The sequence below is a fragment of the Porphyromonas sp. COT-239 OH1446 genome (genome assembly GCF_000768875.1).
GTDB lineage: Bacteria > Bacteroidota > Bacteroidia > Bacteroidales > Porphyromonadaceae > Porphyromonas.
Genome location: NZ_JRAO01000009.1, coordinates 76,782 through 89,109, shown reverse-complemented (window position 1 = coordinate 89,109; position 12,328 = coordinate 76,782). Strand labels below are relative to the sequence as shown.

The following is a 12,328-nucleotide window of genomic DNA, read 5'->3' as shown; positions in this document are numbered from 1 at the left end:
ATTGGAGAGACTCTCAAAGGTCTCTCCTTTTCTTTTATCTTGAACCTACATCAAGCAGGGGGAGGTTTCCCCCTGCAACCCCCTCTAGGTATTTAGGGGGCTAAAGCCTGTATCCCACTGCCAAAATTTGCACTTCTAAGTTGAATATAGCAAGCCCTCGAGAGCGGATTTGCTGTGGGAGAGATCTAAAAATACTCCTCAATAACGGCAAAGCATTCGGAGCCACTCGACGCTTAAGGTTTGATCACTGCCTAATGATCCCCCCACTCTCAGCTTTTTCGATGCGCAACAGAATACAATAGAGATCCAATGTAGGGCGTCTATCGAGGGTTAAATAGGATCGCAGTGGAGATCCAAATAGGAGCTCAATAGAGGCTCAAGTAGGATCGCAGTGGAGACTCAAGTAGGAGCTCGGTCGAGGGTTAAATAGGATCACAATGGAGAACTAAGAGCGGTCGTAGTGAAGGTCTAAGTAGGAGCTCTATGAGAGCTGGGTAGGAGCGAGATCGAGCATGCGGAAAAGGTTGTCGGCAGAGTGAGGCATTTTGCCCTCGTTATTCTGCATTGGCTTGGCCCTTACGAATGTTAATGCTAACTTTGGGGCTAATTGCAAATGATAATACGAACTGATCATGGACATCAATGAAGAAATGCTTCATCACCCGGAGAATGACCCCTCCTACCTAGGGCTCAAGGTCAATCAGGGTGTCGATAAGAAGCCAATGGTCAATCCTCACCTCCGCCGCATTGCACGGCGTCGCTATAGTGTAGACGAATTTGTCGCTGGGATATTAGCCTCGGATATTACTTGCCTGAGTCAGGCTGTAACGCTCGTCGAGAGTAATCTGCCCGAGCATCAGGTCATCGCCCAAGAAATTATCGAGCGTTGCCTCCCTCATACGGGCCGTTCGATCCGAGTAGGCATCACAGGCGTACCAGGGGCGGGTAAGAGTACCTCGATCGACACCTTCGGGATGCACCTCGTCAAGCAGGGCCGCAAGCTGGCTGTCCTGGCCATTGACCCTAGTAGCGAGCGTACCAAGGGAAGCATCCTCGGCGATAAGACACGCATGGAGGCCCTGTCTCGTGAGAAGAATGCCTTCATTCGGCCCAGTCCCTCAGCAGGCTCGCTCGGCGGTGTGGCCCGCAAGACCCGCGAGACGATCATGCTCTGCGAAGCCGCTGGCTTCGATACGATCTTCGTCGAGACCGTGGGTGTAGGGCAGAGTGAGACGGCCGTGCACTCGATGGTAGACTTCTTCCTCTTGATCCAACTGGCTGGCACTGGCGACGAGCTACAGGGCATCAAGCGAGGTATCATGGAGATGGCCGATGCAATCGTGATCAACAAGGCCGACGGAGACAATATAGACAAGGCCAACCTGGCCGCAACGCACTTCCGCAACGCTCTGCACCTCTTCCCCCCCACCGAGTCGGGCTGGAAACCCAAGGTACTCACCTACTCCGGCTTCTACGGCCTAGGGATCAAGGAGATTTGGGACATGGTGGACGAGTATCGCCACTTCGCCATGGACTCGGGCTACTTCGTCGAGAAGCGGCAACGGCAGGCCAAGTGGTGGATGTACGAGACGGTCAATGAAGCCTTGCACCGATCCTTCTATGGCAATCCCATCGTCTCGAGCCTACGCCCAGAGATTGAGGAGCAGATCCTAAGAGATCAGATCTCCTCGTTCGTTGGGGCGCAGAAGCTACTCGATGCCTACTACGACACCCTCAAGGGTAAGCCCTAAGCCCATCTGTGAACTTTCATCCAATATTATATTATCCAAAACCAGTAGGCTGTCGCCTCGACAGAGTAGACCGACAAGGGATTGCCTCATCGAGGCACTCGGCTGAGGTCGGCTTACTGCATCTAACCCAAACCAACTCAAAACAATGAAGCAAGATCAAACGAATCGCATCAGCGATAACGTAGTAATGCTTGGCGAACTACTCACCGATACTGTGCGCAAAGCACTCGGCGAGGAGATGACCGAGCGCATCGAGCGCATTCGAGAACTCTCGCACGAGACGACGACACTCGGCTTTAGGGCAGAGAATAATCCGCTCGACTGCCTCGAGACCCTCTCGGATCAGGAGCTGCTGCACATCGCTCAGACCTTCAACCAATCACTTAATTTGCTCAACACGGCTGAGCAATTTAATGCCATCTCTCTCATCACCCGAGGCGACAGCAACCCCATCCGCTTTGTCTCCCTATGCGGAGAGCTCAAGGCCAAGGGATGCTCCAGAGAGGAGATCATCACTGCCCTCGAACAGATGAATATGGATCTCGTCCTCACGGCACACCCTACAGAGATTAATCGCCGCTCGTTCATCAACAACCTCAACGAGACAAGCGAATGTCTCGAGGAGCTCGAGCGTGCTGACCTGCCAGAGTACAAGAGGGCTCAGCTGATGCGTCGTCTGCGCCAGCTCATCGTACAGTACTGGTACACGGACGAGATCCGCAAGCGTCGCCCAACCCCCATCGAGGAGGCCAAGTGGGGCAATGATGTGATCGAGAACAGCCTCTGGCATGCAGTGCCTAGCTTCATCCGAGAGCTCAATGTTCAACTCGAGCAGACCCTCGAGGGCTATACCCTACCCATAGATGCTCGTCCGATCCAGTTCACCGCTTGGATGGGGGGCGACCGCGATGGCAACCCCAACGTAACGGCCACCGTTACTCGAGAAGTTCTCTTGCAGAACCGCAAGCGTGCCGCTCAGCTCTTCTTGGCCGACATTGAAGTCCTGGTACGAGAGCTCTCGATGAGCAAGTGCACCGAAGAGTTCCGAGCCTATCTAGGCGACCAGGAGGTGCAGGAGCCCTATCGTGAGCTGATGAAGCGGCTGCGCAGTCAGCTTCGCCATACCATCGCCTTCCTCGACAAGCGCATCGCAGGCAAGCAAGGGCCTATATCCGAGGAGGTCATCTACTACGATCGTCAGCTGTGGGAGCCCCTCATGCAGTGTTACCATTCGCTCATTGCCTGTGGGATGGATAGCATTGCGGGAGATAAGCTCACTGACACACTCCGTCGCATCTGCTGCTTTGGTGTTACGCTCGTGCGTACAGACGTTAGACAGGAGAGCTCTCGTCATGCAGAGGCGATCTCTGAGATCACTCGCTATATTGGCCTCGGAGACTACATGTCCTGGAGCGAAGAGGAGAAGCAGGCCTTCCTCATCCGCGAGCTCTCATCCAAGCGTCCTCTGATCCCCAGCAATTGGACTCCTAGCCCCGAGACGGCAGAGGTACTCGAGACCTGCCGTGTGATCGCCGAAACCCCCGAGGGCGTTATCCCCGTCTACCTTATCTCAATGACGCAGACCCCCTCGGACATCCTGGCTGTACATCTCCTACTCAAGGAGACGAATTGTCCCTATCGCTTACCCGTAGGGCCTCTCTTCGAGACCCTCGCAGACCTCAAGGCTGCTGCCAGCGTGATGCGAGACCTCTTCCACATCGGCTGGTATCGGGGCATCATCGACAACAGGCAGATGGTCATGATCGGGTACTCTGACTCTGCCAAGGATGCAGGAGCTCTAGCCGCAGGCTGGGCTCAGTACTGCGCCCAGGAGGAGCTCATCGAGGTCTGCCGTGAAGCAGGCGTACAGCTGACCCTCTTCCACGGACGTGGGGGCACGATCGGTCGAGGTGGAGGCCCTGCCAAGCGAGCACTCTTCTCTCAGCCCCCAGGCTCTCTACAGGGAGGCCTCCGTGTTACGGTACAGGGCGAGATGATCCGCTTCAAGTTCGGCCAGCCTGCTATTGCCATCCATACGCTAGACCTCTATCTTGAGGCTATCCTCGAGGCTAACCTCCTCCCCCCTCCAGTGCCTCAGCCTCAGTGGCGAGCCATCATGGACGAGCTGCGGGATAGCTCTTGCCAGATCTATCAAGGTGTCGTGCGACGCAACCCCGACTTCATCTCCTACTTCTACCAGGCAACCCCCGAGGCCGAGCTCGCCAAGCTACCCATGGGTTCACGCCCTGCAAAGCGACGCTCTACCCCAAGTCTCGAGAGCTTGAGAGCCATCCCTTGGATCTTTGGTTGGGCTCAGAACCGTCTGATGCTGCCCGCATGGCTGGGTGCAGGCGAAGCTCTGCAGCAGGCCATTGACCAAGGACAGGTAGAGCTGCTTGAGACCATGTATCGGGAGTGGCCCTTCTTCAACAGCCGCATCAGTATGCTCGAAATGGTTTATGCCAAGAGCGATATTGCCGTGGCTGAATACTACGATCGTCAGCTCGTAGCCCCAGAGCTACAGTATCTAGGTGATGACCTGCGCGAACGCCTCAGACGAGACATTGAGACTATCCTCTCCATCTCTCACGATGCCGTACTGATGGAGGACGTCTCCGACGGAGCGGCTGACCATGTACAGATGCGCTCAAGCTACACGCTTCCACTCAACCTGCTACAGGTAGAGCTCCTGCGTCGTTCGCGCGCAACCGATACCCCAAGCCCAGCCCTCGAACAGGCACTCATGGTAACTATCTCAGGTATCGCCGCAGGAGTGCGTAACTCTGGCTAGGCCGTAGGACTTGGACTTATATAGCACTCAGCCCCGCTCGATCTCCAATGGAGATTGGGCGGGGCTGAACTTTGGGAGCTTAGGGAGCTCTCTCTCCTAAGGCTCACTGAGGACGAGCGAAATGGGGCAGTGATCGCTGTGCCGAGCCTCAGTATCTATCGATGCTTCCAACAGTCGTCCCTCCAGCGACTGAGAGAGGATGGTATAGTCGATGCGCCAACCCTTGTTCCGCTCTCTGGCAGCTGTGCGATAGCTCCACCAAGAATAGGCAATACGCTCTGGGTGCAAAGCCCTGAAGGCGTCGATATAGCCCTCTGCGAACCAGGCTGTCATCCAGGCACGCTCCTCTGGCAAGAAGCCACTTACTCGAGCATTGCGCACTGGGTCGTGGATGTCTATAGCCTCGTGGCAGATATTGAAATCGCCGCAGATCACCACGTCTCTATACCGCTGCCTCAGACCTCGGACGAACGAGGAGAAGGCCTCAAGCCACTCTAGCTTGAAGGCAATGCGCTCCGCTCCACTAGAGCCAGAGGGGTGATACACACAGATGACACACAATCCCTCGAGCTCGATGTACATGAGCCTAGCCTCTCTGTCGTAGAGAGGCATCCCCATGCCATAGACGACACTCGTGGGCTGATGTCGAGAGAGGATAGCCACACCGCTGTAGCCCCGCCTCTCAGCGGGGAAGAGATAGAGCTCGTAGCCCATTGCCTCAAGGGGGGCTCGGTCGATTTGCCCGAGAGTGCACTTCGTCTCCTGGAGGCAGATCACCTCGGGACGCTCCTGCTGTATCCAGTCTAGGAGTCCATGCCTTAGGGCCGCACGCAGGCCGTTAACATTGTAGGAGGAGATCTTCACGGCCCTGTTATCTCATCTTGAGTAGGCTTTGGATTTCGCTCAACTTGTTGAGAGCCTGTAGAGGAGTCAGGTGGTTGATCTCGACCTTGAGCAGCATCTCTCGGATCTGCTCGAGTACAGGATCATCAAGCTGGAAGAAGCTCATCTGTACTCCGTGCAGGTTCTGTGGACGGTCGATGTGCAACAGCTCTTGGCGACTCTTACTCTTGACCTTGGGCTTGGGTTCGCTTGGGTTCGCTTGCCCGACGGAGGCATGGTCGGCCTCGAGCTGAGCGAGGATTGAGCTTGCCCGATCGGTTACGGAGAGGGGCATTCCCCCGAGCTTAGCAACTTGAATACCAAAGCTATGTTCACTACCACCTCGCTCGAGTTTGCGTAGGAAGAGCATCTTGCCCTCAATCTCTCGGGCCGACACATTGTAGTTCTTAACCCGATCGAGCCTTCCCTCTAGCTCATTGAGCTCATGATAATGCGTGGCAAATAGAGTCTTGGGGCGACCATGCTGATTATCGTGCAGATACTCCACTATGGCCCAAGCGATGGAGATACCGTCGTAGGTACTCGTCCCTCGCCCAAGCTCGTCGAAGAGGATGAGGCTGCGAGAGGTAAAGTTGTTCAGGATGCCTGCTGCCTCCTGCATCTCTACCATAAAGGTGGACTCGCCTCGAGAGATGTTGTCCGAAGCTCCCACTCGAGTGAAGATGCTATCGACCACTCCGATCTCGGCCTTACGGGCTGGGACGAACGAACCTATCTGCGCCAAAAGGGTAATCAGAGCAGTCTGTCGCAGCAGGGCAGACTTACCGCTCATGTTAGGCCCAGTGATCACCATGATCTGAGTCTGCTCGGTATCGAGACAGACATCGTTAGGGATGTAGGGCTGGCCAAGAGGTAGTTGTCGCTCAATGACGGGGTGGCGGCCAGCCTCGATCCTAATCGAGAGGTTATCGCTGACTTTGGGGCGGGTGTACTCATACCTCTGAGCACAAGAGGCAAAGCTCTGCAAACAGTCAATGCTGGCAATCAGCTGGGCATTGCGCTGTATGGTCTGTGTATGTAGGCCAATACGCTGCACGAGCTCGGCGAAGAGCCTTGCCTCGAGGGCGGCAATATGCCCCTCCGCCCCGAGGATCTTCTCTTCGTACTCCTTGAGCTCGGGCATGATATATCGCTCAGCATTGACGAGGGTTTGCTTTCGAATCCAGTCGTTAGGGACTTTGTCCTTGTGGGCATTACGCACCTCGATGTAGTAGCCGAAGACATTATTGAAGGCGATCTTGAGACTCGTGATCCCCGTACGAGAGCTCTCTCGCTCCTGCAGCTGTGCCAGATAGTCTTTGCCTCCCGAGGCAAGTGAGCGTAGCTCGTCCAGCTCTGTGTCTACGCCAGGGGCGATCGTATCACCTCGGCCAAGGGCTAGGGGGGGCTCTGGCACGAGTGTCTGCGAGATGATCTCGCAGAGCTCGAGACAGGGATCTATCTGCTCGGCAAAGCGATGCAGCACCTCAGCGGGAGAGCTCTGGCAGATCTCTTGTATGCTCGCCAGAGACCTCAGTGAGAGCTGAAGTTGATTGACCTCTCGAGGGCCAATGCGTCCTACAGCAGCCTTGGAGATTAGTCGCTCCACGTCCGAGATCGAGCTCAGGGCCTGTTCGATGGCCTGGAGCAAGGGCACATCACTGGCCAATGCCTCTACAACGCTCTGACGCTCCTCGATCGCCTTGACATCGATGAGGGGGAAGGTCAGCCAACGTCTCAGCGATCGCCCTCCCATCGGGGTTCGGGTATGGTCGATGACCTCCAGGAGGCTGCGTCCCTCATCCGAGTTCATCGGGCTTAGGATCTCGAGTGAACGCAGGGTGAAAGCATCCAGGCGCACGAAGCTCGAGCGATCGATGCAGCGCAGCGTCGTAATATGCCCGATCTTGTGGTGGCTGGTCATCTCAAGGTAATTGAGGATCGCCCCCGAGCTGGAGAGGGCATAGCTCAGATGATCGATGCCGAAGCCCTTGAGGCTCTGTAAACCAAAGTGTGCCAGGAGCTTCTCACGATTGTTCAGCTCGGCAAAGCACCAGTCGTCTAGGTCAAAAACGAAGCCTCGCCAGTCGAACCTACGGGCAAACTCCCCCTTCTGCTTCCGCTCCACAAGTACCTCCTTGGGCTGATAGCTCTCCAGGAGCTTGTCGATGTGATCCAGGTCTCCCTCGGAGCAGAGGAACTCCCCCGTAGAGATGTCTAGAAGAGACAAGCCTGCACGGGCAAAGTCGGAGCTCAGATAGACGGCCGCAAGGTAATTATTCTCCTTATGCTTGAGGACATTGTCCCCCATGACAACCCCTGGGGTTACCAGCTCGGTAATACCCCGCTTGACCAGCTTCTTGGTCAGCTTCGGATCCTCGAGCTGATCGCAGATGGCTACACGTCTACCAGCACGAACGAGCTTCGGTAGATAGGTGTCTAGGGCATGATGAGGGAAGCCTGCGAGCTCGACGAACTGAGCAGAGCCATTGGCTCGACGTGTCAGTGTAATGCCGAGGATCTCAGAGGCATCTATCGCATCCTCGCAGAAGGTCTCGTAGAAGTCTCCTACTCGAAAAAGCAGGATAGCATCGGGATGCTTCTGCTTGATCTGGTAGAACTGCTGCATCATCGGGGTCTCGACAACTTTCTTAGCCATGGCTTCTGGAGGGTGAGAGGGGATGAATTACTTATTGAGCACGTCCTTAAGTAGCTCCTGGAAGTATTCGCCTCGGGTAATCACGCCGTCCTGCACTGCGACTACCTCGACCTCTCCGCTGGCAGCCACCGTGCCATCCTCGAAGAGAATATCCTGGTCGAAGATTAGCTTGGGCGACTTGATACGACAGCTCAGGGCCGAGCGGAAGCGGTCGCCACTGCGCAACGACTTGCGGTAGGTGATCGTTACCTTATAGACAAAGGCATCGAGTCCAGCCTCGTGCATCTGTCCGAAGTTTGCCCCGAAGCTCTCCCAAAACTCATGTCGGGTATGCTCCATGTAACGCTGATAGTTGGCATTGTTCACCACTCCCTGTAGGTCGCATTCATAGTCGCGTACCTTCATGTCGAGAGAGAATAGATACTCTTTTTGCTTCATTGCAAGTAATTAGGGTAATGAAATGATTTATTGCTTGACCTCTCGGTCGATGAATAGATATAGTCTATCGCCTGGACGCACCTTGTCGGGAGTGGCGATCGAGCAGAGCTGGCCCTTGATGGCCTGCTGCACAGGCTCTAGGTCTACTCGGATCTCCTCGACACGATAGCGCACCAGCCCTGTCGTTGGGCCAGAGATGAGGACCTCGTCGCCGACCGTGATCGCTCCACTCTCGACGAGCAGTTCGGCCACACCGATCTTGCCGAAGTACTTCGTTACCTTAGCCACATAGACCTTCTGCTTGGTGGCGGAGGAGCCATAGTTGGGTGTCCATTCGCCGAGGCGTTTACCCAGGTAATAGCCATCCCAAAAGCCTCTATTGAAGACCTCCCCGAGACGTTCGTCCCATACCTCGACGGCTGCCTGGTTGTACTCCCCACGGCAGTAGGCATCCACGGCCCCTCGGTAGGCACGTACGACGGCGTCTACATACTCAGGCCCTCGAGCGCGCCCCTCGATCTTGAGGACTCGCACTCCGGCGTCGAGCATCTTGTTGAGGAAGTGGATCGTCTTCAGATCCTTCGGCGACATGATATACTCATTCTCGACGGCCAGCTTCATGCCGCTTACCTTCTCCGTTACCTCGTAGGATCGGCGACAGATCTGCGAGCAAGCCCCACGATTGGCACTCTTGCCCTGCTCGTGCAGGCTGAGGTAGCACTTACCCGAGACAGCCATACAGAGTGCTCCGTGAGCGAACATCTCAATGCGGATCGGTTCGCCCCGAGGCCCAGTGATCGGCTCGTTGATGATCGCCTTGTAGATCTCGGCCACCTGATCCATGTTCAGCTCTCGGGCCAGGACGACGACATCGGCGAACTGTGCGTAGAAGCGCAACGCCTCTACATTGGTGATATTGAGCTGTGTCGAGAGATGCACCTCTACCCCCACCTCTCGGGCATAGAGCATCGGGGCGACATCTGCTGCTATGATGGCAGAGATCTCAGCATCCTTGGCAGCATCAATGATCTGTCTCATGAGCTGGAGATCCTCGTCGTAGATGATTGTATTGACCGTCAGATAGCTCTTAACCCTATGCTCGCGGCAAATGCTGGCAATGCGGTAGAGGTCTTCTGTGGTGAAGTTGTTGGCACTCTTGGAGCGCATATTGAGCCCCTCGATGCCGAAGTAAACGGAGTCTGCCCCTGCATGGATAGCAGCCATAAGCGACTCATACGAGCCCACAGGGGCCATGATTTCGTACTCGGATACGTTCATTATTATAGTATAGGTAAATAATCCTCCCTCGGGGTCTCTAGCTATGAAACAGGGAGGAGTACAAAGGTACAAATTATTGCCCAGCCCCTCTCAAGCTCCTCAGACCTCGACAGCTGGGCTGGGCTCTATGCCCTACACGAATAGCCCCCTTCGACGGGGCTCATCGGGCCTGGGGCGTAAGGTATCGCCTTCGTCGGGATCGTTATCTCGGCCTCGAGAGGGTCGCCCCTCCAGGCTTGGGAGGGCCCAGCTGCGAACGCTCGGTAGAGCCTCAGCTGAGCTGCTAGATAGGCCCTCAGCAGAGATCTCGATAGGGATGCTGTAGAGGTATAGATAGGATCGCCATCGAGATATAAGTAGGACCTCAAGTGAGGTATAAATAGGAACTCCATCGAACTGCTACCTAAGCCTCCATTGAGAAAACTATAGAGCTACAAAAGCTCCCCACCGAAGGGGAGGGAGGAGAGCTAATCGGAGGAGGAGAGGAGGCCTTTCGGCAAATAAGAGCAAATCTCTGAGGTATTTTCGTAAGGCTTTTAGTACCTTTGCTTGGGCGAGCTCATCGGGCTCTTGGGCCGCATGATCGGCCGAGGCCGAGGGTGCATCCATCGAGGGTCTCCCCCAGCCCCTACGATCCTGGCCGAAGAACCGATAGAGGCTTCCCCATAGCTCTCCGCCCAGCAGAGGGGGCGAGTCGCTCCGAGAAGTTCCTCGACGAGAGACAGAGCCGAGCCCCTGCAACCCGACTGTTTACTTAGAAGGAAACAAACCACCTATTTATGGAAAGACATAAGATCATCCTGGCTACGATCCAAGGAGAGGACAAACCAGGCGTTACCGCCACACTGGCAGCAGTGCTAGCCGAGTACGATGCATACATCCTCGATATTGGACAGGCCGACATACACAACAACCTCAACCTCGGGATTCTCTTCCAAACGACGGAGGAACGCTCGGGCGACATCCTCAAGGAGCTGCTCTTCAGCAGCTACGAGCTGGGAGTGAAGATCCGCTTCCGCCCCATTACCGACGAGGCCTACACCCGATGGGTAAGCCTACAGGGCAAGAACCGCTACATCATCACTATCGTAGCCCGCAAGATCACAGCACAGATGATCGCCAGCGTGGCGCGCATCAGCGCAGAACAAGGACTTAATATCGACGATATTAAGCGTCTAACGGGGCGCATCTCTCTACGTCAGGAGGAGAACGGGCCGTTGGCCAGTGTCGAATTCTCTATGCGTGGCACGCTCGAGGATACTGCCATCCTACAGCGTTCGCTCATGGATTTGGCCTCGAAGTATAGCATGGACATTTCCTTCCAGCGGGAGAGCATGTACCGCCGCACCCGAAGGCTTATCTGCTTCGATATGGACTCGACCCTCATCCAAACCGAGGTCATCGACGAGCTGGCCGATAGAGCTGGCGTGGGCGAGCAGGTACGAGAGATCACCGAGCGAGCCATGCGGGGCGAGCTGGACTTCACAGAGAGCTTCCGTCAGCGGGTAGCCTTGCTCAAGGGCCTGGACATCTCTGTCATGCAGGACATCGCCGAGAGCCTCCCCATGACCGAGGGGGTTGAGCGTCTGATGAAGACCCTCAAGGTGGTCGGCTTCAAGATCGCTATCCTCTCGGGGGGCTTCACCTTCTTCGGCAATTATCTCAAGAGTAAGTTCGGCGTGGACTATGTCTATGCCAACGAACTGGAGATCGTCGATGGCAAGCTCACAGGTCGCTACCTCGGCGACGTAGTCGATGGTAAGCGCAAGGCAGAGCTCCTGCGCCTCTTGGCTCAGGTCGAGGGCGTAGACCTCCTACAGACTGTAGCTGTGGGCGACGGGGCGAATGACCTGCCCATGCTCTCGACAGCAGGGCTCGGGATCGCCTTCCACGCCAAGCCCAAGGTCAAGGAGAACGCCAAGCAACACATCAGCAATGTGGGGCTCGATGGCATCCTCTACTTCCTCGGCTACAAGGACAGTTTCCTCGATGAGGAGGCCATCAATCGTTCTAAATAATCCACACCTCGATCCCTATATCCCTCAGTTATGCTACGTCATATCGTCCTATTTGCCCTCGAGGGCTTCGAGAGTCCCGAGCAGCGGGCAGCACATCTAGAGCACATCAAGCAATCCCTTGAGCGACTGCCAGAGGTCATTGCCCCACTAGAGAGTCTCAGCGTTCACCTGAATGAGAACCCAGCCGAGGCCTACGACTTCGCCCTCGAGGCCGTCGTCCCCTCGCTCGAGGAGCTGCCCGCTTACGCCCAGCATCTAGAGCACCTGCGCATTGTCCAGGAGCTCATCAAGCCCTACCTCAAGCAGCGTGCTTGCGTGGACTTTCGCCTGAGCTAGAGGCGAGGTGAGAGCTCCCTTCACCAGGGCATGATGCCCTCGGAGGAGGGGGAAGTGTTGCTGTCTTTCAACTGATATATTATCCACAGGAAACAATCTTTGCTTGGTCATAGTTATTATACTTGAAGGCCTCTCTAGAGGGCTTTGTACGTTCATTCAATTCACTCACCCAAGC

Annotated in this window: 8 protein-coding genes; 4 read left to right on the top strand and 4 right to left on the bottom strand. The window is 55.7% G+C overall.

All coding sequences use genetic code 11. The features are described 5' to 3' along the window. Window positions 1–632 precede the first annotated feature (632 nt). Together meaB and ppc are read left to right on the top strand one after the other, a co-directional pair. The gene (meaB, locus tag HQ37_RS01765; RefSeq protein ID WP_052080683.1) at window positions 633–1,751 is read left to right on the top strand and encodes a methylmalonyl Co-A mutase-associated GTPase MeaB; all 1,119 of its coding nucleotides are present in this window, start codon (window positions 633–635) and stop codon (window positions 1,749–1,751) included. Window positions 1,752–1,896: 145 nt separating this feature from the next. After that, window positions 1,897–4,542 (top strand): phosphoenolpyruvate carboxylase, encoded by a 2,646-nt coding sequence (gene ppc, locus HQ37_RS01760; RefSeq protein WP_036879540.1) that lies wholly within the window; start codon window positions 1,897–1,899, stop codon window positions 4,540–4,542. 96 nt (window positions 4,543–4,638) lie between these two features. Here ppc and HQ37_RS01755 read toward each other — a convergent pair whose 3' ends face one another. The 4 genes from HQ37_RS01755 to HQ37_RS01740 are packed head-to-tail and all read right to left on the bottom strand — an operon-like array spanning window position 4,639 to window position 9,799. Then, window positions 4,639–5,406, bottom strand: coding sequence for an exodeoxyribonuclease III (locus HQ37_RS01755; RefSeq protein ID WP_036879538.1), 768 nt, complete (start codon window positions 5,404–5,406; stop codon window positions 4,639–4,641). 7 nt (window positions 5,407–5,413) lie between these two features. After that, on the bottom strand, window positions 5,414–8,083 hold the full coding sequence (gene mutS / locus HQ37_RS01750) for a DNA mismatch repair protein MutS (protein WP_036879536.1): 2,670 nt from the start codon (window positions 8,081–8,083) through the stop codon (window positions 5,414–5,416). 27 nt (window positions 8,084–8,110) lie between these two features. Beyond that, on the bottom strand, window positions 8,111–8,521 hold the full coding sequence (locus tag HQ37_RS01745) for a thioesterase family protein (protein ID WP_036879534.1): 411 nt from the start codon (window positions 8,519–8,521) through the stop codon (window positions 8,111–8,113). Window positions 8,522–8,548: 27 nt separating this feature from the next. Further along, the gene (locus HQ37_RS01740; protein ID WP_036879532.1) at window positions 8,549–9,799 is read right to left on the bottom strand and encodes a U32 family peptidase; all 1,251 of its coding nucleotides are present in this window, start codon (window positions 9,797–9,799) and stop codon (window positions 8,549–8,551) included. A 779-nt stretch (window positions 9,800–10,578) separates the two neighbouring features. On the opposite strand from HQ37_RS01740, the gene serB reads away from it, so the two are divergent. Together serB and HQ37_RS01720 are read left to right on the top strand one after the other, a co-directional pair. Further along, complete coding sequence (serB, locus tag HQ37_RS01725) at window positions 10,579–11,817, top strand: phosphoserine phosphatase SerB (RefSeq protein WP_036879525.1); 1,239 nt, start codon at window positions 10,579–10,581, stop codon at window positions 11,815–11,817. A 30-nt stretch (window positions 11,818–11,847) separates the two neighbouring features. Continuing rightward, a complete protein-coding gene (locus HQ37_RS01720; RefSeq protein ID WP_036879522.1) occupies window positions 11,848–12,153 on the top strand; it encodes a Dabb family protein in 306 nt (101 codons plus the stop codon). Window positions 12,154–12,328: the final 175 nt, after the last annotated feature.

Bases quoted from the DNA above. Each gene is read 5' to 3' on its own strand.
- meaB (WP_052080683.1), top strand. From the start codon at position 633: ATGGACATCAATGAAGAAATGCTTCATCACCCGGAGAATGACCCCTCC.
- ppc (WP_036879540.1), top strand. From the start codon at position 1,897: ATGAAGCAAGATCAAACGAATCGCATCAGCGATAACGTAGTAATGCTT.
- mutS (WP_036879536.1), bottom strand. From the start codon at position 8,083: ATGGCTAAGAAAGTTGTCGAGACCCCGATGATGCAGCAGTTCTACCAG.
- HQ37_RS01745 (WP_036879534.1), bottom strand. From the start codon at position 8,521: ATGAAGCAAAAAGAGTATCTATTCTCTCTCGACATGAAGGTACGCGAC.
- HQ37_RS01740 (WP_036879532.1), bottom strand. From the start codon at position 9,799: ATGAACGTATCCGAGTACGAAATCATGGCCCCTGTGGGCTCGTATGAG.
- serB (WP_036879525.1), top strand. From the start codon at position 10,579: ATGGAAAGACATAAGATCATCCTGGCTACGATCCAAGGAGAGGACAAA.
- HQ37_RS01720 (WP_036879522.1), top strand. From the start codon at position 11,848: ATGCTACGTCATATCGTCCTATTTGCCCTCGAGGGCTTCGAGAGTCCC.